At 46.5% G+C, this 24,178-nt stretch carries 21 protein-coding genes; 13 read left to right on the forward strand and 8 right to left on the reverse strand.

The window, feature by feature from the left end; translation table 11 throughout:
• Nucleotides 1–4: 4 nt before the first annotated feature.
• Nucleotides 5–1,594, reverse strand: coding sequence for a formylglycine-generating enzyme family protein (locus SG35_RS09480; RefSeq protein WP_053042979.1), 1,590 nt, complete (start codon nucleotides 1,592–1,594; stop codon nucleotides 5–7).
• 86 nt (nucleotides 1,595–1,680) lie between these two features.
• On the opposite strand from SG35_RS09480, the gene SG35_RS09485 reads away from it, so the two are divergent.
• Nucleotides 1,681–1,878 (forward strand): hypothetical protein, encoded by a 198-nt coding sequence (locus tag SG35_RS09485; RefSeq protein ID WP_044832445.1) that lies wholly within the window; start codon nucleotides 1,681–1,683, stop codon nucleotides 1,876–1,878.
• Nucleotides 1,879–2,234: 356 nt separating this feature from the next.
• Nucleotides 2,235–2,858 carry a dioxygenase family protein gene (locus tag SG35_RS09490; RefSeq protein WP_160298276.1) on the forward strand — a complete coding sequence of 208 codons (624 nt, stop codon included), beginning with the start codon at nucleotides 2,235–2,237 and terminating at the stop codon, nucleotides 2,856–2,858.
• Nucleotides 2,859–3,018: 160 nt separating this feature from the next.
• Here SG35_RS09490 and SG35_RS09495 read toward each other — a convergent pair whose 3' ends face one another.
• From SG35_RS09495 to nadK, 3 genes are all read right to left on the reverse strand, one after another.
• A complete protein-coding gene (locus SG35_RS09495; RefSeq protein WP_044832447.1) occupies nucleotides 3,019–3,366 on the reverse strand; it encodes an outer membrane protein assembly factor BamE in 348 nt (115 codons plus the stop codon).
• Nucleotides 3,367–3,528: 162 nt separating this feature from the next.
• Nucleotides 3,529–5,193, reverse strand: a complete 1,665-nt coding sequence (recN, locus tag SG35_RS09500; protein ID WP_044832448.1) for a DNA repair protein RecN — start codon at nucleotides 5,191–5,193, stop codon at nucleotides 3,529–3,531.
• Nucleotides 5,194–5,298: 105 nt separating this feature from the next.
• Complete coding sequence (nadK, locus tag SG35_RS09505; RefSeq protein ID WP_044832449.1) at nucleotides 5,299–6,180, reverse strand: NAD(+) kinase; 882 nt, start codon at nucleotides 6,178–6,180, stop codon at nucleotides 5,299–5,301.
• Between the two features lie 157 nt (nucleotides 6,181–6,337).
• Here nadK and grpE point away from each other — a divergent pair, with 157 nt between their 5' ends.
• From grpE to SG35_RS09535, 6 genes are all read left to right on the forward strand, one after another.
• On the forward strand, nucleotides 6,338–6,964 hold the full coding sequence (grpE, locus tag SG35_RS09510; RefSeq protein WP_044832450.1) for a nucleotide exchange factor GrpE: 627 nt from the start codon (nucleotides 6,338–6,340) through the stop codon (nucleotides 6,962–6,964).
• Between the two features lie 216 nt (nucleotides 6,965–7,180).
• The gene (locus tag SG35_RS09515; RefSeq protein ID WP_044832451.1) at nucleotides 7,181–8,074 is read left to right on the forward strand and encodes a substrate-binding periplasmic protein; all 894 of its coding nucleotides are present in this window, start codon (nucleotides 7,181–7,183) and stop codon (nucleotides 8,072–8,074) included.
• Between the two features lie 184 nt (nucleotides 8,075–8,258).
• Nucleotides 8,259–10,193, forward strand: coding sequence for a molecular chaperone DnaK (dnaK, locus tag SG35_RS09520; RefSeq protein WP_044832452.1), 1,935 nt, complete (start codon nucleotides 8,259–8,261; stop codon nucleotides 10,191–10,193).
• Between the two features lie 108 nt (nucleotides 10,194–10,301).
• Entirely contained in the window at nucleotides 10,302–11,438 is a 1,137-nt protein-coding gene (gene dnaJ / locus SG35_RS09525; RefSeq protein ID WP_044832453.1) for a molecular chaperone DnaJ, read from the forward strand.
• Nucleotides 11,439–11,831: 393 nt separating this feature from the next.
• On the forward strand, nucleotides 11,832–13,016 hold the full coding sequence (nhaA, locus tag SG35_RS09530) for a Na+/H+ antiporter NhaA (RefSeq protein WP_044832454.1): 1,185 nt from the start codon (nucleotides 11,832–11,834) through the stop codon (nucleotides 13,014–13,016).
• Between the two features lie 31 nt (nucleotides 13,017–13,047).
• A complete protein-coding gene (locus SG35_RS09535) occupies nucleotides 13,048–14,028 on the forward strand; it encodes a phosphotransferase (RefSeq protein WP_044832455.1) in 981 nt (326 codons plus the stop codon).
• Nucleotides 14,029–14,252: 224 nt separating this feature from the next.
• Here the strand turns inward: SG35_RS09535 and SG35_RS09540 are convergent, their stop codons facing one another.
• Complete coding sequence (locus SG35_RS09540) at nucleotides 14,253–14,723, reverse strand: Lrp/AsnC family transcriptional regulator (RefSeq protein ID WP_044832456.1); 471 nt, start codon at nucleotides 14,721–14,723, stop codon at nucleotides 14,253–14,255.
• A gap of 452 nt (nucleotides 14,724–15,175) precedes the next feature.
• Nucleotides 15,176–17,677, reverse strand: coding sequence for a S8 family serine peptidase (locus tag SG35_RS09545; RefSeq protein WP_044832457.1), 2,502 nt, complete (start codon nucleotides 17,675–17,677; stop codon nucleotides 15,176–15,178).
• A 521-nt stretch (nucleotides 17,678–18,198) separates the two neighbouring features.
• On the opposite strand from SG35_RS09545, the gene SG35_RS09550 reads away from it, so the two are divergent.
• From SG35_RS09550 to SG35_RS09570, 5 genes are all read left to right on the forward strand, one after another.
• Nucleotides 18,199–18,609 (forward strand): curlin subunit CsgB, encoded by a 411-nt coding sequence (locus tag SG35_RS09550; RefSeq protein ID WP_274055476.1) that lies wholly within the window; start codon nucleotides 18,199–18,201, stop codon nucleotides 18,607–18,609.
• 56 nt (nucleotides 18,610–18,665) lie between these two features.
• On the forward strand, nucleotides 18,666–20,183 hold the full coding sequence (locus tag SG35_RS09555; RefSeq protein WP_044832459.1) for a hypothetical protein: 1,518 nt from the start codon (nucleotides 18,666–18,668) through the stop codon (nucleotides 20,181–20,183).
• A 165-nt stretch (nucleotides 20,184–20,348) separates the two neighbouring features.
• Entirely contained in the window at nucleotides 20,349–20,732 is a 384-nt protein-coding gene (locus SG35_RS09560; protein ID WP_236702576.1) for a curli production assembly/transport protein CsgE, read from the forward strand.
• 60 nt (nucleotides 20,733–20,792) lie between these two features.
• Complete coding sequence (locus tag SG35_RS09565; RefSeq protein ID WP_044832460.1) at nucleotides 20,793–21,275, forward strand: curli assembly protein CsgF; 483 nt, start codon at nucleotides 20,793–20,795, stop codon at nucleotides 21,273–21,275.
• Nucleotides 21,276–21,283: 8 nt separating this feature from the next.
• On the forward strand, nucleotides 21,284–22,078 hold the full coding sequence (locus SG35_RS09570; protein ID WP_044832570.1) for a CsgG/HfaB family protein: 795 nt from the start codon (nucleotides 21,284–21,286) through the stop codon (nucleotides 22,076–22,078).
• A gap of 19 nt (nucleotides 22,079–22,097) precedes the next feature.
• On the opposite strand, the gene SG35_RS09575 is transcribed toward SG35_RS09570, so the two are convergent.
• Nucleotides 22,098–22,757: a PilZ domain-containing protein gene (locus SG35_RS09575; RefSeq protein ID WP_044832461.1), complete on the reverse strand. Its 660-nt coding sequence runs from the start codon at nucleotides 22,755–22,757 to the stop codon at nucleotides 22,098–22,100.
• Between the two features lie 269 nt (nucleotides 22,758–23,026).
• On the reverse strand, nucleotides 23,027–23,758 hold the full coding sequence (locus SG35_RS09580; protein ID WP_160298277.1) for a helix-turn-helix transcriptional regulator: 732 nt from the start codon (nucleotides 23,756–23,758) through the stop codon (nucleotides 23,027–23,029).
• Between the last annotated feature and the right edge of the window lie 420 nt (nucleotides 23,759–24,178).

Here is a 24,178-nt window from a genome sequence, read left to right on the forward strand (position 1 = left end):
CACCTTAGAGGCTGAACTCGAACCAGTCGATCAGCAGCCAGCTTTGGTTGGCTGCGCGGATCTCAAGCGGTTGCTGTGAGGCAATCAGGGAGACATCGGCGGTGATTTCGCTAAAAGCATCGGATTTGCCGCCGGTTAACCGTGCCACTAAGTGATGACCCTGCCAGATCTCAAAGCTTGCACCGTCTTGGCTGCGCAGACGCATTTTTAACGTGCCTTGTCCGGTATAGTCACTGTTAAAATTGAACTTTAACCAGGCCGGAAGAAAGGGCTTTTGGCCAGTGGCATAATGATTTTCATTGTCGGACAAACCGACACTTTGTTCCTGTTTATTGTCGCGAACCCAGGTGTGGCGCTTGGCTTGATAATGCTCCGCCTGAATGCGCTCGCCGGGTTTAAATGCTTTATGAACCCCGGCAGAGGCCTCATTGCTTGCCATACTCTCGCCTGCGCTTGAATTGGCAAACACGGTATAACTTGCCGGGCCTTTACCTGTGAGCTGGTCTATAAAACTGGCCTGCTTCACCCCTTCGGCGATTTTCTGCGGTTTCCGGCTGACTTTGCCTTCAGGGTCAAGGTAACTGCGATATATGGAGTAGCTGATGTCATTGCCTGTTACCGGCAACCAGTTCAATTCGACCTGGTTGTTCTTTAATAAATTCGCCGTCAGCCCGGTTGGACTTAGCGGCAGGGATTTAAGCCGTTGATGGGATTTTTGTGCCTTTTGCTGCGCCTTAGCCAGGTCTTTAATGAAAGATGCGGTACTGGCAGATTGTGCTTGCGTCTCTTTGCTGTCCAGCACCAGACGGAAGCCTTCGATGCTGCCGTAAAAATCTGCGGCTATCCAGTCCGGGTTATTTACCCCGCGAGCCTGCCAATGCCAGGCCTCACCGGCCACGGCATATTCTGCGCAGCCGCCCGGCGCTTTTTCATCGTTTTTAAGGCAGGTTTGCAGCAACTCTTTGACATTGCCCATCATGTCGTGCAAACCGAATTTATTGGCGCGGTACATGCCGACCACAGTATGGTAAACAGCACCGTCGTTACAGTTGGCACTGCTGTCGTAGCGTACCTGATGATCACGTTTTAAGCCGGCAACATTGGCATAATCCTCGACATTCTCGTAGTCGCATATTTGTTTTTGGTGATAGTCTTCACCGAAGGCGAAGCGGCTTTTTTTGCCCTCGGAGGCGGCATAGCGCCATTCATTAAGCTCGGCCAGGCGGTAAGGCTTTCCGGTGGTTTTGGCCAGCCACTCGGTATAGGCCATAGCGCCGAGTGTACCGACGCAGACCACGGGGCGGTAGGGATCACTGATCAATTCAGGCTCGTCCCATTTACCCGGATTTTCAGGGGAAGGCCATTTGCTTGAGCTAAATAACATACATTTTTGCGGTACCTGATAACCGGTTGCTTTAATGAAGCGGCTAAACTCGGCAACCGTAACTTCATATTTGCCCATCTGAATATCAATCTTGTCTGCAGCATTTTTCAGCGGCACTAATACCGGCTCTATTGGTGCGGTATCGGCGTTAACTGCCGTACTGGCTAATAACAATAAAGGGGCGAATAGTTTTGGGGGTAATTGTTTCATTTTGTCTCCTTAGTAATCTGGTTGGGAGACTAGCGAACAGGAAGCCGTGATGTCTTAATCGTATTCTATTTTTTCAGGTATAGAAAATGAATAGAAAAATTAACCTTTATAATCAGTTGTTTATGGTGCGTAATTATTTTAAAGAAAACGGACTCTACTGCCTGTTTCTGATTCGTTATCTGCTGGCAATAGCTGCAAAGTTCCGATTTGATTCAAATTTTAGCGAATGTGTCAGCTGGCTAAAGTCAGGTGTATATCAGCTTATCGGATTTAAGGATTGCTGATCGGTTGATATCAACAGAAGTTTACTCTGGTAAAGCGTTACTTTTCTCAAGTCATCATCTAGTCAAGCCAATACTAGGTTTAAAAAACTCAGTTAAAAGCATAACTTTTGCTGTTGTCGTGTCATTCATTTATTGCCGGCTAAATTTTCGCATAATTGATGTAGGGGTAAGTGTTTGTTTTAATTTATTTAAAAATCTATTATTTTTCTATTTGCTAAATAATAGCTTTTTGTTAAGACATTCCATCATGATATGGCTAGCTTGAGTACAAAATAAACCAACAGCTTAGTTATTAAGGTGTCACAGCACTTAAAAGGCACTAGGCTTATTAATATATGCTCAATCAGGAGGGCTCCATGAAACGTCGTGCTTTTATCAAAACCAGTGTTTTAGGCACTGTCGCCGGTGTATTTACCGGCACTGTACAAGCCAAAATGACGACACCGAGTGAGGTTGAAGGGCCTTTTTATCCGATCACGCCACAAAAGGATCAAGATGCAGACCTTACCCGGGTGGCCGGTAAAGAGGGTATTGCCAAAGGTGAGATCATTGATGTCTTTGGTCAGGTGTTAGATACGGATTTAAAGCCGGTTGAAGGTGTGACTATAGATTTGTGGCAGGCGAATAGTTTTGGCAAGTACCATCACCCTCATGATACCAACTCGGCTCCCGTAGATAAGCACTTTCAAGCCTGGGCGATTATGCAAAGCGGCGCTGAGGGGCAGTTTAAGTTTAAAACGGTTATTCCCGGCGCTTATCCGTTAGGGCGCAATCAGCAAAGAACGCCTCATATTCATTTTAAAATCGCTAAAAATGGCTATGTGCCCCTGTTGACACAAATGTACTTTCCCAATCATCAGCTAAATGAGCAAGATGGCTTGTTTAGAAGAAAATCTGTTGCGGAACAAGCGATGATGACCGCTAAACTTGTCGGAAAAAACAATCAATATCAATATGATATTATTCTGGAAAAGGTATAGCGGATAAATGAGCTGGGGGCTGGCTCTGCTGTTCGAGATGATCACTTGCTATAGATCAGCTGTGATAAGTCAGAAGCAAAAGATGAATTGAGATGGGAAGGGGTTTACCAGTCGCTCCTTGAAATTAGCAAAGGGAGCGACTGACGATAAAAGCGAGTGCTTATTGTTCCATCGGGGTATTAAAGTTTTCCGATAACTCAAAATCACCGCTGGCAGAGATGATTTTATCGTTCTCAAATTTGATAGTGAAATCTTTACGGCTGTTAAATTCTGCACTACGGCCTGATTTGAACTGGTAAACATAATGCCAGGTATCGTCGTTGAAGGCGTCAACTATCACCGGGCTACCTAAGATGAATTTTACCTGTTCTTTGGTCATACCTATTTGTAATTTATCTATGTTCTTTTGTTCAAGGTAGTTACCTTGCGGGATATCGTAGCGGAATACCCAACTTGAACAGCCGGAAAGTGAAAGTATAAAAACGACAGTTAAAATTCGAAACAACATCTACTTAATTTCATCCTATAAAATGTGAATGAGGATAATAACCAAGCCCGCCGCTTTATACAAAATTAATTTACGCTAATTGCGCGGCTTTGATTAAAATTCTCTTTTTGTTTATCTGCCGCGCTTGCCTGGCGAGTATTTCTTCGCCAACTATCCTGTCACTTAACCTGCCAATAGCTCCTGTGCATTGGCCAGGCTATGTTCGGTAATTTTATCGCCGGCAAGCAAACGGGCAATTTCTTTGATGCGCGCCGGTTCGCTAAGTTCCGTAACTTTTGTTTCCGTGTGTTCGCCGTCGGTTAATTTCGCCACAAACAGCTGCTGATGGCCCTTGCTGGCGACTTGCGGCAAGTGGGTGACACAGATCACCTGGGTATTTTTCGCCAGTTGCTGCAGTTTAGAGCCGACCATGGAAGCGGTCGGACCGCTGATGCCGACATCCACTTCATCAAAAATCAGGCTCGGGGTGACCACCTTATCCGCCAGGATAACCTGCATGGCTAAACTTATCCGGGAAAGTTCGCCGCCGGAGGCCACCTTGTTCATGGCTTCTAACGGCTGGCCGGGGTTGATGCTGACTACAAAGCTGACCTCATCTATGCCGTGTACGGAAAGCTGTTCGCCGGGGTTTTGTTCAACCCGGGCCTGGAATTCGCCGTGGGGCATATTCAGCTCCTGCATACTGGTACTGATCAGGGCGCCGAGTTTTTTCGCCTGCTTTTGCCTGGAATCCGATAATACCCGGGCAACGTCTAAATAGCTTTGCCGGGCTTTTTCTATTTCTTCTCCCATGGCACTTAACCTGGACTCGTCTGAGCTGATATTGGCGAGTTCCCGCGCTAATTCGCTGTGAAAGTCCGGCAGGTTTTCCGGCGCCAGCTGGTGTTTTTTCGCCAGCTGTATTGCCTGGGAATATCTTTCTTCGAGGAAGTGGAAAGTTTCCGGATCCAATTCCAGGCGATCGTAGTACTGGCGCAGGTCGTTGCAGGCATCGTCAATCTGGATTTGCGCTTCTTCAAGCACCTTGGCAATGCCGCTTAAGCTGCTATCAACACTGGTTAAGGCGCTCAGGCTGTCGCAGCTGCGCCTGAGGGAGTCCAAGACATTAAATTCTTCGTTATCGCTGAGTTGCTGCAGCGACATCAGGGTTTCATTGAGCAAATGTTGGGAGTTGCTGTAACGCTTGTAATCCGTTTCCAGGGTTTCAAACTCTTCCGGCTGCAGGGCAAACTCGTCCAGTTCGCTGACCTGGTATTGCAGCAACTGCTGTTTGGCGTCGCGCTGTAATTTATTTTCCTGCAGCTGTTTCAGCTCAGCGGTGAGTTCACGCCATTTCTGGTGGTGATATTTGACATCGTCCATCAGGTGCTGGTGGCCGGCATAATCATCGAGCATGCGGCGCTGCTCGGCGGCTTTGACAATTTGCTGGTGGTCGTGCTGGCCGTGGATATTGATCAAGAGTTGTCCCAGCTCTTTTAACTGGGCAAGGGGGACCTGAGAGCCGTTGATATAAGCCCGGGATCTGCCTTCGGCGGAAACCACCCGGCGCAAAATACATTCATCGTCGCCGTTGAGATCGTGTTGTTCAAGCCATTTGCTTGCCGCCGGGTTGGCTAACACGCCGAACACCGCCGATAATTCGGCTTTTTTGCAGCCGGGGCGCACCACGTTAGTTAATGCCCGTTCACCTAAACATAATCCAAGGGCGTCGATGGCGATAGATTTACCGGCGCCGGTTTCACCCGTGATCGTGGTCATGCCGTGATTCCAGTCGATGTCCAGTGAACGGACAATGGCAAAATTTTGTATGTTTAAATGTAAAAGCATCAGCTGTCTCTAACGAAAAAACCAGTTACTGGTAATTTATACAGTAACTGGTTTTTTCGCAAGTTATTTTTTAGACGTTTTTATCGAAAGAGGGGATTAAAATGCTTAGTAAAGCTCGTTACCCCAGCTGAGTTTGCTTCGTAAAACATTAAAATAATCGTGGTCCAGCGGGTGGATCAGGCGCAGTGTATACTCACTTTTTTTGATGATGACTTCATCACCCGGCATCACCGCCAAAATGACATGGCCGTCGCAGCTGACCTGTAAATTCTCGTAATTCTCGTTTGCCAGGATCAGTTTTATTTCACTGCTGCCATCGACGACTATTGGTCTGCTGGTGAGGGTATGGGGGAACATAGGTACTAACGACAGCGCATTTAACCCCGGGGTTAAAATCGGCCCGCCTGCCGACATGGAATAGGCGGTAGAGCCGGTCGGGGTCGAGATAATCAAGCCGTCAGAGCGCTGGCTGAACATAAAGCTGCCGTCGATATAGACTTCAAATTCGATCATATTGGCAACTTTACCGGCGTGCACTACCGCTTCATTAACCGCGCTGTTGGAGCTTTTTAATTTGCCGTGGCGATAAACTTCCGCTTCGATCACAAAGCGTTGTTCGCTGCGGGACTCGCCACGTAAGATTGCTTCAAGCGGGGGAATAAGGTTATCCGGGGATAAATCCGTTAAAAAGCCGAGATTGCCGCGGTTAACACCGATGACACCGATTTTATAACCCGCCAATACCCGGGCAGCGCCGAGCATATAACCGTCACCGCCTACGACTATCGCCAGCTCAGCCTGTTCGCCTATCTGCATCAGGCTGTGCTTGGGCAAGTTATCAATACGGATAAAGGGGGCTACCGAGCTTTCGACCAGAACGTTATAGTTATTTTCGATTAAATACTTATATAAGGTCTCTATGGTAGCACTGGTACCGTCATGATGAGGTTTGCCGATTAACCCTATGGTTTTATATAGCTGGGTCATATAGTGTAAATGCTTTATTTTCTTCTCGTTATGGGCAGTGTCGCCGTATTTTCCCCTATTGTAAAGTTGACTTTTTACTAAATGATCGACTTTATGCTTGAATCATGAAAACTAATCCCCATAATTAGCACCATTGGAGTTTACCCGTGGAGTTTTTATGACAACTGAGTCTACCGATAACCAAAAAACTGCAGAAGAGATCGCTGCAGAAGAAATCATTCAACAAGCCGAAGAGCAATTAGAAGAAACGTTAGGCGCTGCTGCCGCCACCATTAGCCCTGAGCAGGAAAAGATCAACGAGCTTGAATTAGCTTTAGCTGCCGCCCAGGCAACCGTTGCCGATCAAAAAGATTCTGTTGTGCGCGCTAAAGCCGAAGTGGACAATATCCGTCGCCGCGCCGCCCAGGATGTTGAAAAAGCACGTAAGTTTGCTTTAGAAAAGTTTGCCGCAGAATTGCTGCCGGTTATCGACAACATGGAGCGGGCTATTGCCAGCGTTAATGTTGAAGACGAAACGCAAAAAGCCATCGCCGAAGGTGTTGAACTGACCCTGCAAAGCCTGTTATCTGCCATCAACAAGTTCGGTGTTACCGCTGTTGACCCGCAAGACCAGCCGTTCAACCCTGAGTTGCACCAGGCAATGTCTATGCAGGAAGTTGAAGGTGTTGCGCCTAATACCGTAATTGCCGTGATGCAAAAAGGTTACGAGCTTAACGGCCGTTTAATTCGTCCTGCCATGGTCATGGTGTCTAAAGCGGCGCCGAGTGTTGATACTTCAGCCTAAGCTGATACATTAACGATTTTCTTAAAAGCCAGCTTCCACTGGCTTTTTTTATGCCTGTTACTTTTTCTTCTGCTGTTTTCGGTATTGGCACACAAGCCAGGCAAAGCAGAATGACCTTCCCGGCACACTTTCAATTCAGGTATGAACTTAATCGTTCGATTCAGTGATGAGCAACTAGTATTAAAAGGGTGCAGGAGCAATTGATCGGGCCTTATCGTGATTTTTGACATTCAACTGGCTAATTTTAAAGTAAGCAAAATTGAAGGCGGTGTCTTTCGCCGCCACTGGAAAGCTTCGGCCGCTTTTTTGCATTTCAGCGCTTTATTCTTGTTCATGTTTTTATTGCTGCACCCCGCAACTTGCCAGGCGGAAAAGATCATCCCGATCTGGAGTTATCATCACTCACCTCCCTTTATTACCGGTGAAGGGCAGGGGCTTAGCTATGACTTTGTTGAACTGCTGAACCGGCAGTTATCGGGAAAGTACCGGTTGGAGCTCACCCTTATGCCCAGAAACCGGCTGGAGATGTATTTGGCTTCGCGGAAACAGGGAGCCGTGCTGTTTGTTAATGCGAAATGGATGGATGACAGAGCAGAGACTAAGTATTTCTGGGGGCCTGAGATTATCGCTGACAGCAATGCTGTTATTTCACCCAAAGAGCGTCCGGTAGTGTTTGACGGCACAGCAAAATCCCTTCGAGGTTTGGTTTTTGCCGGTGTCCGGGGACATTATTATCTTGGTTTGGAAGCGGATATGCGTGAAAATCGCATACATCGCATTGATACCAAGTCAGAAGTTGCCAGCATAAAAAGCATGTTGGCCGGGCGGGTAGATGTGACTTCCATGCCAGCCTCTACCTTGAAATACTTTATGAAATCCATGTCACTTGCAGATCAGATCTATACTTCGCCAAGGCCCTTGATGACATATGGTCGTCATATTATGCTGACAAAACCCATGCTGGCTGAGCACAAGCAACTCGAAAAGCAGGTTTTGGCTTTGGACAGTGACCCTAACTGGAAAGCGATTCTAATAAAATATGGCCTTTTAGCGGATCCAAATAAAAATTGGCATGGGGAAACACAGTCCGGATTTTTCGATTGTTGGTAATCTATCTATTTGAAAAATAAGCTTTGTTTGTTTTTGTTAATTCCACAGGAAATGTGCGTAAATAACTTTTAGCAAAAACTTGTGACATTTTTTTATTTTTTCTATTGAAAACGATTTTCCCGCCCCCACTAACTGTTCATCAACAGAATTAATCTTTATTTTATATATTTCGGAGATCCTCAAGATGGGCAAAATAATTGGTATTGACCTAGGGACCACAAACTCATGTGTTGCGGTACTTGACGGCGACAGTGCACGTGTAATTGAAAACGCAGAAGGTGATCGTACAACCCCTTCTATCATCGCTTACACAGAAGAAGGTGAAACCTTAGTTGGCCAACCGGCTAAACGTCAGTCAGTTACTAACCCTAAAAACACTTTATTCGCTATCAAGCGTTTAATCGGTCGTCGTTTCGAAGACAAAGAAGTTCAGCGTGATATCGATATCATGCCTTTTGGTATCGTGAAAGCCGACAACGGTGATGCCTGGGTTAGCGCCAAAGACAACAATGTTGCGCCACCACAAGTTTCTGCAGAAGTTTTAAAGAAAATGAAAAAAACGGCTGAAGACTACTTAGGCGAAACAGTCACTGAAGCGGTAATTACCGTTCCTGCTTACTTCAACGATTCACAGCGTCAGGCGACTAAAGATGCCGGTCGTATCGCGGGTCTTGAAGTTAAGCGTATCATCAACGAACCTACTGCTGCTGCCCTTGCCTACGGCATGGACAAGCAAAAAGGCGACAAAGTGGTTGCCGTATATGACTTAGGTGGTGGTACTTTCGATATTTCAATCATCGAAATCGATGAAGTTGAAGGCGAGCACACCTTTGAAGTATTAGCGACTAACGGTGACACTCACTTAGGTGGTGAAGATTTCGATAACCGTTTAATCAACTACCTTGTAGCTGAATTCAAGAAAGACCAGGGCATGGACTTAACCACTGACCCACTGGCGATGCAGCGTTTAAAAGAAGCTGCCGAAAAAGCCAAATGTGAGCTTTCTTCTGCACAACAAACCGATGTTAACCTGCCTTACATCACGGCCGACGCCAGTGGTCCTAAGCACATGAACATCAAAGTTACCCGTGCCAAGTTAGAGTCTTTAGTTGAAGACATGGTTCAGGCGACATTAGAGCCGCTGAAAATTGCGCTTAAAGATTCAGACCTTTCAGTAAGTGACGTTGATGACGTTATCTTGGTTGGTGGTCAAACCCGTATGCCTATGGTACAAAAAGCGGTAACTGATTTCTTCGGCAAAGAGCCACGTAAAGACGTTAACCCTGATGAAGCGGTTGCTGCAGGTGCTGCGGTACAAGCCGGTGTACTTTCCGGTGATGTGACTGACGTATTACTACTTGACGTTACGCCATTATCCTTAGGTATTGAAACTATGGGTGGTGTGATGACTAAGGTTATCGACAAGAACACCACTATCCCGACCAAGCAGTCTCAGACCTTCTCAACAGCTGATGACAACCAGGCGGCGGTAACGGTTCACGTGGTACAAGGTGAGCGTAAGCAAGCGGCTTCTAACAAATCTCTTGGTCAGTTCAACCTTGAAGGTATCGACCCGGCACCACGCGGTGTACCGCAAATCGAAGTAACCTTCGATATCGATGCCGACGGTATCTTGCACGTAACAGCAAAAGATAAGAACACAGGTAAAGAGCAGAAGATCACCATTAAAGCCTCTTCAGGTTTATCCGATGAAGAAGTAGAACAAATGGTACGCGACGCGGAAGCGAATGCCGATGAAGATGCCAAGTTCGAAGAGCTGGTTCAGTCTCGTAACCAGGCTGACGGTATGGTTCACGCTACTCGCAAGCAAATCGAAGAAGCCGGTGATGACTTACCAGCGGAAGACAAAGAGAAGCTTGAAGCTGCGTTAACTGAACTTGAAGAAGCGATCAAAGGCGACGACAAAGAAGCCATCGATGCCAAGTCTCAGGCAGTTATCGAAGCGTCACAGAAGTTAATGGAAATTGCTCAGGCGAAAGCCCAGGCACAAGGCGGCGCCGCTCCTGAAGGTGCCGCACCTGAAGCCGATGCCGGTAGCGCACCAGCTGATGACGTAGTTGATGCTGAATTTGAAGAAGTTAAAGACGATAACAAGTAATCGTTAGCTCCTTTAAATTACATTGATGCTAAAGCGCTGGTTTAATCCCCGGCGCTTTATGCTTTAAAAAACAGCGAAATAAAAGTGAAGTAAACAAGAAGCCTATTTATGTCAAAACGCGATTATTATGAAGTGCTTGGGGTCGGAAAAGATGCCGGTGAGCGCGATATCAAGAAGGCCTATAAGCGCCTGGCGATGAAGTTTCACCCGGACCGTACCAAGGGCGATAAATCCAAAGAAGAGCAGTTCAAAGAAGTAAAAGAAGCTTATGAAGTGCTGAACGATGATCAAAAACGTGCTGCTTATGATCAGTACGGCCATGCTGCCTTCCAGCAGGGCGGTCACGGTGGTGGCGGCTTCGGCGGCGGTCAGGACTTTGGCGATATTTTCGGCGATGTTTTCGGCGATATCTTTGGTGGCGGTCGTCGTGGCGGCGGTCAGTCGCGTGCACGTCGCGGCTCTGATTTACGCTATAACCTGGAAATTACTCTTGAAGAAGCGGTGAAAGGTAAAACCGTTGAAATCAAAGTACCGACCTTTGTCAGCTGTGATCCTTGTGACGGCACCGGCGCGAAAAAAGGCACTAAACCGACTTCTTGTCCTACTTGTCATGGTCACGGCCAGGTACAGATGCGTCAGGGTCTGTTTGCGGTTCAGCAAACCTGTCCTACCTGTAGCGGTAAAGGCAAGATTATTTCTGACCCTTGTAAGTCTTGTCGCGGCCAGGGCCGTGTTGAGAAGAACAAGACCCTTAGCGTGAAAATTCCACCGGGTGTCGATACCGGTGACAGAATCCGCTTATCCGGTGAAGGAGAAGCGGGCGAGCACGGCGCACCGGCCGGTGACTTATACGTACAAACCAATGTTAAAGATCACCCGATTTTTGTGCGTGAAGAAAACCACTTGTACTGTGAAGTGCCGATCAGCTTCAGCACCGCAGCATTAGGCGGCGACATTGAAGTGCCGACCCTTGAAGGCAAAGTGAAACTGAAAATCCCTAAAGAAACGCAAACCGGTAAGATGTTCCGTCTGCGCGGCAAAGGGGTTAAGTCGGTACGCAGCCATTCAACCGGCGACCTGATGTGTAAAGTGGTTGTTGAAACCCCGGTGAACCTGTCTGCTGAGCAAATGTCTTTGCTTGAACAGTTAGAAACCAATATCAACAAAAAAGCCGCCCATCACAGACCGAAAGAAACCGGTTTTTTTGACGGCGTGAAGAAATTTTTTGATGATCTGAAAAGCTAAAGCTTAGCCCGATCAGATAAAAATTCTGTTAGTTATTTAAAAAACCAGTCGCCTGACTGGTTTTTTTATTTTTGAGATAAGAAAGGCCGGGCTGAGATATCCTCAAGGTGAAATTAAAGTTTAATGCCAAGTTGCTGATAATGGCGGGCGTTATTTTAGTAATAACTTTTCTTTGATCCCCCCAAGATTACCGCCTCTTTAGCCAAAGCTATCAAGCCCTGCCTGGCGCATACCAGCATCTATCCTGGAGCCAGGGAGCATATTGTAGAGTAAATTTCCGATTATCTTCATATAGTTAAATTATGAAATGAATTTTTATATTTAAAAAGTTTTTCTTGTGACATAATATGTCGCAGTGAATTTGATAAAACTTTTTAACCTATAAGGAGCCCTATGGCCATTTCAACGATTCAGTCTTTCTTAAAAAAAGAGGAGGCCAGCGGCATTATCTTAATGTTTGCTGCCGTGTTTGCCATGATATTGGCAAATTCCCCTTGGTCGGATTGGTATGATTTGTTACTCGAGATCCCCGTGGTGGTGGCCGTCGGCAGTTTTGAAATAGCCAAACCTTTGCTGCTTTGGATCAATGATGGCCTGATGGCGTTATTCTTTTTCCTGGTGGGCTTAGAGCTTAAGCGGGAGTTTATCGAGGGAGATCTCTCTCAGCCGGGGCAGGTGGCCTTGCCGGCCATCGGTGCGGTCGGCGGCATGCTGGTGCCTGCCTTGTTTTACGTGGCATTAAACTATGACAATGCCGATGCGTTAGGCGGCTGGGCGATACCCACAGCCACAGATATCGCTTTTGCCCTGGGGATCCTGGCCATAGTCGGCTCTAAGGTTCCGCTGCAACTTAAGGTCTTCTTGACCTCGTTGGCTATCTTTGATGACCTGGGCGCGATCATTATTATTGCGCTTTTCTATACCGATCAGCTTTCGATGCTGTCGCTGATTGTGGCAGCCGTTGTCATCAGTATTTTATTTGGCCTGAATAAGCGCGGGGTGACCACGACTTCTCCCTACATTTTCTTTGGTATCGTCCTATGGATCGCGGTATTAAAATCCGGGGTGCATGCCACTTTAGCCGGGGTGGTGCTGGCGTTTTTTATCCCGATTAAAGGTAAAGGCGATGAACCGTCACCGCTTAAATCATTAGAGCATAACCTGCATTCCATGGTGGCCTTTATTGTTTTGCCGATTTTTGCTTTTGCCAATGCCGGGATTGATTTTGCCGGCGTAGGTCTGCAGGAAGTCGCAGCGCCTGTGCCTTTAGGCATTATTTTAGGCCTGGTTGTCGGTAAACAATTAGGCGTGTTTGGCCTTTGTTTTGTTGCCATTAAACTCGGCTTTGCCAAATTACCGGCCAATGTTAACTGGCAACTATTGTATGGCGCAGCCTTGTTATGTGGTGTCGGCTTTACCATGAGTTTATTTATCGGCTCTTTAGCCTTTGAGCAGGGCACGGGTAATTTGCTGTTCCAGGATAGATTGGGGATAGTGATAGGCTCGCTGATTTCCGGCATTTTGGGTTTCCTTGTGATCAAACACGCGGTAGCCAGGTTAGCTCATGAGCCAAAATAACAGCAATAAGAAATAATAAGATAACAACAATATGGATTTAATTTTTAAAACGCTACCGGCTAACCCTAGCTATGAGCAAAGCTGCAGTATCCTGGATGATAATCCGGATGAATTCTGGCAACCGTTATTGCGCTTTATTCAGGAAAAACATGGTTTGGCTCAGGGGAGCTGGCAACGGATCCACGCCGGTGGCAATGCATTATTTGCGTTAAACGATGCGTTTATTGTCAAAGTGGTGCCACCGAATTGGGTCTATCAGGGACAGGCGGAAATTGATGCCTCGACATTATTGGGTCAGCAGCTATCAATAGCTATTCCTCAGGTATTGGCATCGGGTAGCGTCAATAACTGGCTTTATGTGGTGATGACGAAATTGCCGGGTGTATCGCTGGCAGATGTCTGGCAACAGCTAAATCAGAGTGAGAAATTGCTACTGGTGCAGCAATTGGGACTGTTTATCCGGGAATTACACAGCTTACCTTTAGCTGGCGACAATAAGATGAAGGTGAACTGGGCAGATTATATCGATAAACTTAAGCAAGATTGTCTGCCCAGACATCAACGTAAAGGCGTGAGTGAAAACCTGATTGCACAGATTGAACCTTATCTGGCGCAGCAGGCTTTAGCGCAAGGGATGGCTTTTGATGACGGCATTGATATGTTTATTCATATGGATCTGCACCCGTGGAATTTGATGGTCGAGCAAAAAGACGGTCAATATCGTTTATGCGGTGTGTTGGACTTTGGCGATGCCATCGTCGGCAGAAGCCGGTTGTTAGAGTTGCTGACGCCTATGTTGTTTATGTGCCAGGGGAATGAAGCCTTAGTGCGGGCATTACTGGAAAGTTACTCCCTGCTTGATATCGGTGATAAGGAAGAGTTACGACGGCAGCTGATGGCAATAGCTCTGCTCAGACCGGCATGTGATTTTAACTTTGTTTTATCCCAGGTACCGCAGACCGGGGAGCGAGAGAACTGGCAGCAGATATCAGAGCAGTTATTCCCCCTTTAAGCGCTTGAAACAAAGCGGATGAAAGCAAACAGCACAATGGCCTTGTCCTTGTGCTGTTATTTACAGGACGTAATGTATGTCATGGGTCCACGGATGGACGGGAATGACGATTATTACAGGATGTAATGTATGTCATGGGTTCACGGATGGACAAGAATGACGATTATTACAGGACGTAATGTTTGTCATGGGTCTATGGATGGACAGCAAGGGCACTCTATCACTTATTCTTCGTCAAACTGGGGCAAGACGCCGCTGCGGCTGTGCTCGAAAACCAGTGATGTTTCTACCGTGGTCACTTCGTCCCGGGAAGTAATGGCGTTAAATACAAACTGACGTAAGTGTTCACTGTCTTTGACAGACATATGAATAAAGTAATCATAGCTGCCGCCCATATGATAGAGACTGACGATTTCCGGCAGTTTTAGCAGGTCATCGCGCAGCTGATTGACGATTTCTTCGGAATAGGGCTGCAAACGGATGGCGGCGATGGCTTCGATATTGCCGCCGATGTTTTTAAAGTTGACATCGATAAAAGCATTTTTGATCACACCGCTGCTTTTCAGGCGTTTTACCCGCTCTAAACAGGTGGAGGGGGCGATACCAATTTTCGCGGCGAGTTCTTTATTATTGATATCAGCATCGTTATACAAGATGGTTAATATGCGTAAATCGATATCATCAAGCTTTTTCATTACCGGCGTTACCTTTAACAACTGTTTCTCAAAGAGTTCTAACTGGAAATACTACTATTATTACTCCCCGGGATGCCAGTGTTAATCGGCAAAAAGGTGAATTATTTTCGTTAAATTGTGATTTATCCGAATTTAAAGCGATATAGCAGAGGAGTTAGCTGGCAACAAATCGTTATTGCTTATTAATTTTTTTGTTGTCGGAAAGTTGCATACTTATCCAGCAATCCAGGGAGAAGCCACCGCCTGATGCTAAGGTGACTAAAATAGATTCAAATATTTTCAGCGTGAATTAATTGTAATACTCGGGTGGATTATTCTGCCCTTTGTCTTAAATGTTTGTTCTTGTCATTTTTGCCTTTTGTAAATGCATGACGCAATAAAAAGCCGGGACAGGCCCGGCTTTGTTTTATGCTAGTGGTTAAATTTAGTTATCCGTCACCTTAAGGTGAAGATTATTCAAATTCAACCACGACTTCGTTTGAACAGATGTCGGCATTTTCACAGATCTGGTAAACAAAAGTATTACCGTCTACACGACGTTCGCGGTCGCGGTAGATACCGTTATTTTCCACTGTGGCCAGCATCACGCCGTTGCGGTAAACATCTACTGTTTCGGCGCTGCTGCCTTCCCAGGTGATATCAACACGCAGGTTGTTCAGGCTGGACTTATAAGCACGTTTCAATTTAGCTTCGATACTGACATCAGATACCACTACTGTCATAGACTTAGTACCGGTGCGGCCGCCTTCATCGGTTACCGTTAAGGTCACATCATAACTGCCTGAGGCAGCAAAGGTGTGAACCGGGCTTTGCTCGGTTGAGCTGTTGCCGTCACCAAAGTCCCAAGCCCAGCTGGCGATATCATTGTTTCTATCGGTACTGGCATCGGTAAAGGTGACCATCAGGTTGGCAATTTCAGCGGAGAAATCGGCGGCCGGCGCCGAAGGTCCAACTTCACCCAAACCGGTTAAGGTCATAGCCCAGTTGTTCAGCGTACCTGTATCGATAGCGGCGTTATCGGAGACGGTTAAGGTCCAGTCACCGGCTGCGGTTTCACCGTTAAAGGCGCCAGAGGCAAAGCTTTGGTCGATATTATCGGCGCTGCCGCCCGACTGGCTGTGCAAGGTGGCGGTAGTACCGGCAGGTGAAGTCAGGTTTACAATTAAGTCGCCAATCCAGGTATGGGTGATGTTGACATAAGTGCTGCTGCCGAAGATGGTGATATCGTCGGTAATAGTGATCACTGAAGATAAACCACCGGCATCGTTATCCGGAATATCTTCATTCACGTCTTTATCAAAGGTGAAATCAGCCAGTCCCTGAGGATTCACGTATAACCCTAAGGTTTGGGTTTTCGTCAGCTCGCCGCTGGTGCCGGTGACGGTAAACTCATAATCACCCCAGGCAGTATCGGCCGCGGTAGGGACAGTTAATGAGAAGCTGCCGCCGGGTGTTACTGAAGTCGCTGATAAGCTGGCGGTGCCCAGAGAGTCGGTCATGGTCAGGTCGATTGTACCGTCCCAGTCGGCAACCGAAATCACGTCGAAGTTATAGGTTGCGGTTTCACCTGCGGTGATCACGGTATTAACCGGTGAGGCGGACATTCTGAAACCAGGTGCCGGATCGGCTTCTAACAGGGCGTTATACACGTTTAAGTGCTTGCCGGAAACGGTTTTACCTTCTGTGGCCGGATGCGGGTCGCCAGAGTTCATCAGCAGTTCTTTTAATTCAACCGCGCTCAGCTCAGGGTTAACCGACAGGACTAAGGCTGCAGCACCTGCTACATGTGGTGTTGCCATAGAGGTACCGGTGAAAGAAGAATATCCGCCGCCCGGTACGCTGGAAAGTACGTCTCTGGCCGGTGCGGCAATATCCACTGAAGTTAAGCCGTACTGGGAAGAGCTGTACATGCCGCCGCTGCGGTTACTACCGGCTACCGCAAAGACACTGTCGTGATCATAGCTGGCCGGGTAGCTTGGGCTGGCATCATTGTCATAACCGCCGTTACCGGCTGCGGCAACAAATAACATGTTGGCATCGCTCGATGCTGTGATGGAGTCATAAAGCGCCTGGCTGAAACCACCGCCGCCCCAGCTGTTGTTTAAGGTGCTGATGTCGATATTGTGATCATTTTTCAAGGCCACCATGTAATCGATACATTTAAGCGCATCAGAGGTTGAGCCTGAGCCGGCAGAGTTAAGGAATTTACAGCCGACAATAGAGACATTGTGGTTAACACCCACAACGCCGACATCGTCATTACCCGAGGCGCCGATAGTACCGGCGACATGGGTCCCGTGGCCGTTGTCATCCATAGGATCGCCGCTGTCGGTGATGGCGTTGATGCCGTGGATATCATCGATATAACCGTTGCCGTCGTTATCAATACCGTCGCCGGCAATTTCGCCCGGGTTGGTCCACATATTGGCAACTAAGTCAGGGTGGCTGTGATCAACACCGGTATCAATAACCCCGACAATCACGTCATGGCTACCGGTAGAGATATCCCAGGCTTCCGGTGCGTCAATATCGGCATCTTCAGTGCCGCCGGATTGACCTGTGTTATGCATGCCCCATAATTCATCGAAACGGGGATCATTTGGTATAGCTGTAGCGCTGACGATATAATCAGGCTCGGCATATAATACCGCCGGGTCGTTGCGCAGGGCTGCCAGGGCATCTTTGACCGTCATCTTGTCTAATTTGTAGTTTGCCATGCGGCCGTTGGCGATGTGGCGATATCTGTCGTCGAGCTCATCGCTGTTGAGATCGGAGATTTTTGCGGCGACCAGACCACGGGCTTTTTGACGATCGGCTTTTGTGGTGTTTTCTTTGTAAACCACAATCACGGAATCGGCCTGGTAGGCGCCCTTGTCGCTGGCCACGATATTTTCAGATGCGTTTACCAATACGGGTAATACGGCGAGTGTTAACGCTGATAATTTAAACTTCATTGTTTTAATCCATATTTTTATGATTGTTATTGCCCGGTACCTGATACCGGACTCCCTGGTTGGTCCTTCCTTGTCTTTTTTCGTCAGTGTCAGTGTTCTTTAAATAACCGTACAAAATCTCAGCAACGTTATTACTTTAGCCACAAAAATTAGCAAAAGACTAGCGAAATAATATAAACACGACTTTTTTAGTACTTCATTTCCTGTTGCCGGAGATTTCTCATACCTTTTTAGTATTTTTCTCAAATGGCCCCGGGTTGGCAATAACTCATACTTTTTTATGAGTTTTTCCGTTTGCTTTACTGGAGAAAGATTTTTTCATCGAATTAACTATTTGATAATAATTGTTTTTATTTAAATACAACTTTTGGGTGATGTTTATTAAAAAAAGAAAGTAGTAGGGTTTTTAGTGCAATAAATGTGTTTTTAGGCGGATAAAAGTGAAATTAAACAGACAATACCCAAATAAGCTAACCGGAGCCCCAAAGTTGAGGGTTTTCTCATGCGCTGTTTTATTGTCTGTGCTTAGCACCCCGGTAGTGTGTGCTTCACCTGATCTGCTTTCGGGCACAGATATGCAGGAATCTCCTTTGTCTTTAAGTTTGTCAACGTCAGTAGATATAACCTCGGCTGAGCAGCACCAGCAACTTGTTATCAGCCAGTACGGAATTCTCAACAAAGCAACAATCAAGCAAACGGCAAATGCGGCTAACCGTATCAGTGTTAGCCAGCATGGCAACAACAATGTTTTGGATATCGATCAATATGGCTATGGCAATATTATTGCCCTTGAACAACAGGGGAATGACAACCAGGCCGATGTTATCCAGCAAGGTGATGCCAATATTGTCAACGTCAGCCAGTTTGGTGAACAAAGCATAGTAATCCACCAGATGGGCAATGAAATGGTCGTCAATATTAGCCAGTACTAGCCGGACCTGCTAGCACAAATTAATAATGACTTTTAGCTGAAGAATTGGAGAAGCACGTGAAACTTAACAAATCATTAATTACCTGTGCCGTGATGATGGCACTGGGAGCAGGCCAGTCGGCTTTTGCACAAGATACAAAGCACACTTCAAATGAAATCCAAAGTGATCTGATGATCAATGCCACGGGTAATGTGGTCGAATTATCGCAAGACTCAGGTCGTGGCGCGGTATTTGGCAATGAAGTGGTTATTTCCCAGGAAGGCGACATCAACGGCGCCGACATCAGTGTTGAAGGCGATGCTAATTTTACCGATATGAAACAGCTTGGTGAGGATAACCTGGTGATCTCCTCCGCAACAGGTGATGGCAATGAACAATTCATTACTCAGGATGGCGAGCAAAATAAAACTGAAAATACCGTGCGCGGTGATGATAACTTCCTTGAAGTAACCCAGGAAGGAGCGGATTACCTGGGGATAGGAAACCAGGTGATCAATGAGGTTGACGGTATCTCTAATACCGTGATGGTGGAGCAGGGAGACGGCGGCCACTGGTCATTTAACCGTAACTTGAAGGGAACGGATAACGAGATCAGTATTTCCCAGCAAGGCCAGTGGGGTGAAGTGCACCTGAACAATGTTGTCGGCGATGGTAATGAAATAGAGATAGAGCAGGACGGTTACTGGAATGTCGCCGATATCGAAGCACTTGATGGCAATGACAATGAGTTGTCCATTGAACAGATAGGCGACCGTAATAAAACCAATATTGTTGAAATTACCGGTAGTGACAATGAGCTGTCAATTGAACAGCAGGGGGATAATAACGAAGTTACTATTGCCGAAGTCATTTATGATGAAAATACGATTTCCATCGACCAGGAAGGTAATGAGAATACCGTTGAATCTAATATTTTCCTCGGCTTTGAAAATGATGTCAGCTATACCCAGATGGGAGATGAGAACGCCGCGACTTTTGATATCCTGGGTGATGAAAATGACTTTACCGTGATGCAGTCGGGCAATGCAAACAGCACTTATATCGGCGGTATCGGTAGCGGTAATGAATATACCGTTATGCAAAGCGGTGATTTAAACGAAGCCCATATGGTGAATTTTAACGGTAATGACAATGACATCAACTTCACCCAGTCAGGTGATGAAAACGTCTTGGTTTTACAGGCATCGCATACCGGTGACAATTCATTGATCACTGACCGCAATGATATTGATATTACCCAAAGGGGTAATGCCAACGATGCCGTGGTTAATATCAGTACGGTATTGGACAGCAATGATAATGACATGATCATTGCGCAAAACGGTGATTTAAACATGCTTGATGTTCTGGTAGAAGGCAGCAACCACACCATTGATATCGCCCAGGAAGGTAATGAAAACCGGATCTCCGGCGATTATAACGGTGCTATGCTTATTGGCGGCGACAGTGTGCAGTTTAACCTTGTTCAACAAGGTAATGGTAATATTGTCGACGGCTCTTATATCAGCGACGGCGGCAGCATCTCTATTGCCCAGGTAGGTGATTATAATACTGCGACCATTAACCAGCAGTAAAAACCTGATGTCTTGCTTGCCCGGTGATCACTTCATCTTAGGATCAAGCTGTGATTACCGGCGCAAGTTAAGGTAGGGATAACCAGGAAAGTTGTGTGGTAAAACCCTGATAAAAAATGATAAAGTTCGATTTAAAAGGATGTATGATAAAACCGGATGTTCATTATGATGTTAAAACCCTTGCTGCTGCTTTGCCTGATCATGCCCCCGCTTTTGGCAGTAGCTGAGGATGTGGAAATAGACGGTTTATTTCTCGATAACAGCAAAAGCCGGCAAGGACATGAATTTGCCTATCAATTTAGCCGGTTATGGCAGGAAATGCCCAATACCCAGGGTATTAATGTACAGATCACCGAACAAATCGTGCCGCGTGCCGGCACCAAACTAACCCTGTTGATGAACCATAAGATCATTTATGTCACCCATCTTGGCCGTCGGCGTTCGCCGATAAAGGATAAAGTAGAACAGGCGATTTTTATTTTGATTGATGCCATGGCCAAGGCACAGCTGAGTCAGCAGAATCCGGATATGGCGGAAAGCGGCTGGTAGTTCAGCCGGTAAAAATATAACAAGAAATACCGGTAATAAAAAAATAAGGAGGTAATTAATATGCGAAGTAAGGAAGTCATTTTAATAAAGTCGGTGAAAAGCCGGTTCTTGATATTTTTGGTTAATCTCTTCCTGGTTTTACCTGTGCTGGCGACCGAGCTGGTGTATCAGCCGATCAACCCAAGCTTTGGCGGCAATCCCATGAACGGTAGTTTTTTACTGAATAAGGCCCAGGCGCAAAACAAACACAAAGCCTCGATGGATGACAAATCTTACGCCGATAAATTTCAGGAATCGCTGGAACGCTCCTACATCAATCAAATGGTTAGGAAAATTACCGATGAAGCGTTTGGCGAAGGTGACGGTGGCTTAGATGAAGATACCATTTTTACCAGCGGTGATTATGAGATTTTAGTGATGGGCAGCAATACCGATACCATTATCGTGCAAATATCCAATAGTGTGACTGGCGAAGTGACCATGATTGAAGTACCCCGCTATCCTGATGTTGGTAATATTGACGATGGAGTAGATCTGCCATGAACGGGCTGATCAAGGCCTTGCTGTCGGTCGCTTTGATGGTTTTGCTTTCGGGCTGTGGCAGTGTTCGTAATCTTTATCCGCCGGATGAGAGTCAGGCGGTGACAGTGGTGCCGACGCAAACCTTTGAAGAGCTCAGGGCGCTGCCTAAACCCAGGGGCAGTATTCCGGTGTCGGTTTATGCCTTTCGCGATCAAACCGGACAATATAAGCAACAGGCCAATGTCAGCTCCTTTTCTACCGCGGTTACCCAGGGCAGCACTTCTATTCTGATGCAGGCACTTAGCGACTCCCAGTGGTTTTTACCGGTAGAACGTGAAGGACTGCAAAATATTCTGACTGAGCGGAAAATTACCCGGGCGGCTTATCAAAACGAGCAAAAAGAAAACGGCCAGGCAAGTGCTAAAGAATTGCCGCCGCTGACCACGGCAAAAATCCTGCTCGAAGGGGGGATCATCAGTTACGATACCAATATCCGCACCGGCGGTTTCGGCGCTGAATATTTTGGTATCAGTGCGTCTGAGTTATACCGGGAAGATCAAATTTCCGTGACTATGCGTGCGGTGGATGTGCGCACCGGACAGGTATTGGTGTCGGTTTCCACCACGAAAAATGTCTTAAGCAAAGAAGTACGCGCCGGTTTTTTCCGTTACATCAGCTTTAAACGTCTGGCTGAAGCCGAGGCAGGCTATACCACCAATGAGCCTATGTTTATCTGCGTGAAAAAAACCATCGAAAAGGCGATCACCGAACTGGTGTTAAAAGGCATAGAAAAACGGGTGTGGAAAGCCCAGGATAATGTTTAAGCCTTTGCTTGCAGGATAGCTAAAAATCCCGGCTGCCTTTTAAAATAATGCTTTGTAACAGCTGTTGGATCATCTCTTTTGAGTTATCCTCAAAAGAGATGCCGATATAATCATAGTTTTTGACATTACGGTAGTTTTTTACCCTGCCAACAAGCTGGTATTGTTGTGATGTTTCCGATTCTTTCAGTAAAATCGTAACTCTGTCGCTTTTTAATTCTTGCGGCAGCAGCGGGCAACAAAAGCAGCAACCGTTGCAGGAGATGTCTTCAAGCCAGCCCTGAACCTTGCACGCCTGCCGGGCAACTTCTGCTGTCATCTCCAGTTTAAACCTGGGCTCATTGCGGATTAATTTAAGTTGTACTTTGTCCGGAATGGTGGTGGCGATCATGGCAAACGGCGGGCTGTAAAAGCGCAGTATGGTGGTATTAAATGCCAATATAGCCCCTTCGCCTTCCATAGAAACGGCTCTGACAGTGGCAATATGTCCTTCCTGCAATAAAGCCGCATGTTTTACCTTAGCCGGCATTTGAAACAGCAGTGCACTTTTGGGTTGTTTGCCAATATAGACAGACTTAAGTTTTTCATTTAGTGCGGCAGACAGGTGAATGTTTAACACAACATGGGCATTAACCGGCAGTAGCAAGAGGCCTTTTTCACCGGATAGGGTCGCAATATTCATTTCAGGACTCGACCTTGCTGTAAAGTGCTCGTTGTCCCTAAAAAGCGATTGATAAAGGTGTTACTTGAGTCTAGTTAATCCCTTTCAAAATGCTACGGATTTTAAGGTTGGCCGGCATTTATCAGGACTGCCGGAAAACGGTTTTTCCTGCCCCTTGGTGAAAGCTCGCCCGTACTAAGGTTGAGCCTGCGCCAACCTGTATATGTACGGGAAGTAAGGGATGCCGTAATGATATGGGGCAAGAAAACGGCGATGTCAGCGATAAGCCCTTAGTGGGGCAGGGATCTGAATTGCTGGGACCAGGTAATAAGCTCAATTCGGTTACGGGAGCTGGTTTTGCGAAACAGGCTGTAAATATGGGTTTTGACGGTATTGGTGCTGATATGCAGCTGGTCGGCAATTTCCTTGTTTTGTGCGCCGCTTGATACCAGGTTGATGATGGTTTTTTCCCGTTTGGTTAAGGCGGGGAAGTTGACTTCCGCCAGGCGGCTGTCCGCAGGTAACGGGTTTTCCTGCCGGGCTTTTAATAAATCCGCCAGGGCATTATTCATGGTATCGCGTTTAAACCAGCGTTCGTTCTGTTGTATCCGGGTCAGACCCCGTAAGATAATCTCCGGGCGGTCATTATGGTAAAAGACGCCTTCAATGCCCGATAATAAGGCTTGTTTGTCGCAAAGGGCATCTTCGCAGGCATTAAAGAGTACGGTTCTGACTTGGGCGGCGAGTTGTAAAACGTTCTCGGGTATTTGTTTTGTCCATAAACTCTTTTGTAAATCAATAAAGTAGAGTTGATAATTTCGCCTGTCGCCAACTGCGGGTAACTCACTGCCTGTGGTTAATGTCATATTGCAGGTGCCGGCGAGTCCGATAAAGTGCTTTAAAGCCTCCTGATCTGTATCTTGAGTTAAGTTTGGGTTTACGTGAGCAGATGTATCACTGATGTTGTTCCCGGTAGTCGTTAGAACAAAAGCATTCAGTCTTCCCATGTCCATTGAGTTCATAAATAACCTTCCTTTATCACACTCATTTTTGTTATCCATAGTGTAAATTGATGGCGGCAAAAGGATTACCTTTTATATTCTGGGTTATGTCGACTCATCACCTATCCCTGGTTTGTGAATCTTGTCATGCCTGATTAACGATGAAATAGCAATACTACTTAAGCTTACTCACCAAATCTTTACACATAATTTACATTTCCACCATACCGCTTTTGTTGATACCTGTCTAGAGCTGACTATTGTATAATTTTTTCTGCTTACCCCCTGGCAGGAAGACTTGCATGTTTATCGGCAAAAATTGCCCGCTTAGCGGCCTTGAAGGGGAAGTTATCCTGAAGGGGTGCGAGAAATTTGTTGAAATCAGCGGGTAATGTCTGCTGTTTTTCGATAGAATGCCGACACTGAAAAATGTCAATGTCT

The sequence above is a fragment of the Thalassomonas actiniarum genome, from assembly GCF_000948975.2.
GTDB lineage: Bacteria > Pseudomonadota > Gammaproteobacteria > Enterobacterales > Alteromonadaceae > Thalassomonas > Thalassomonas actiniarum.

Coding starts and splice junctions, on each gene's coding strand:
- SG35_RS09480 (WP_053042979.1), bottom strand. CDS start 1,594: ATGAAACAATTACCCCCAAAACTATTCGCCCCTTTATTGTTATTAGCC.
- SG35_RS09485 (WP_044832445.1), top strand. CDS start 1,681: ATGAATAGAAAAATTAACCTTTATAATCAGTTGTTTATGGTGCGTAAT.
- SG35_RS09490 (WP_160298276.1), top strand. CDS start 2,235: ATGAAACGTCGTGCTTTTATCAAAACCAGTGTTTTAGGCACTGTCGCC.
- SG35_RS09495 (WP_044832447.1), bottom strand. CDS start 3,366: ATGTTGTTTCGAATTTTAACTGTCGTTTTTATACTTTCACTTTCCGGC.
- recN (WP_044832448.1), bottom strand. CDS start 5,193: ATGCTTTTACATTTAAACATACAAAATTTTGCCATTGTCCGTTCACTG.
- nadK (WP_044832449.1), bottom strand. CDS start 6,180: ATGACCCAGCTATATAAAACCATAGGGTTAATCGGCAAACCTCATCAT.
- grpE (WP_044832450.1), top strand. CDS start 6,338: ATGACAACTGAGTCTACCGATAACCAAAAAACTGCAGAAGAGATCGCT.
- dnaK (WP_044832452.1), top strand. CDS start 8,259: ATGGGCAAAATAATTGGTATTGACCTAGGGACCACAAACTCATGTGTT.
- dnaJ (WP_044832453.1), top strand. CDS start 10,302: ATGTCAAAACGCGATTATTATGAAGTGCTTGGGGTCGGAAAAGATGCC.
- nhaA (WP_044832454.1), top strand. CDS start 11,832: ATGGCCATTTCAACGATTCAGTCTTTCTTAAAAAAAGAGGAGGCCAGC.
- SG35_RS09535 (WP_044832455.1), top strand. CDS start 13,048: ATGGATTTAATTTTTAAAACGCTACCGGCTAACCCTAGCTATGAGCAA.
- SG35_RS09540 (WP_044832456.1), bottom strand. CDS start 14,723: ATGAAAAAGCTTGATGATATCGATTTACGCATATTAACCATCTTGTAT.
- SG35_RS09545 (WP_044832457.1), bottom strand. CDS start 17,677: ATGAAGTTTAAATTATCAGCGTTAACACTCGCCGTATTACCCGTATTG.
- SG35_RS09560 (WP_236702576.1), top strand. CDS start 20,349: ATGATGTTAAAACCCTTGCTGCTGCTTTGCCTGATCATGCCCCCGCTT.
- SG35_RS09565 (WP_044832460.1), top strand. CDS start 20,793: ATGCGAAGTAAGGAAGTCATTTTAATAAAGTCGGTGAAAAGCCGGTTC.
- SG35_RS09575 (WP_044832461.1), bottom strand. CDS start 22,757: ATGAATATTGCGACCCTATCCGGTGAAAAAGGCCTCTTGCTACTGCCG.
- SG35_RS09580 (WP_160298277.1), bottom strand. CDS start 23,758: ATGAACTCAATGGACATGGGAAGACTGAATGCTTTTGTTCTAACGACT.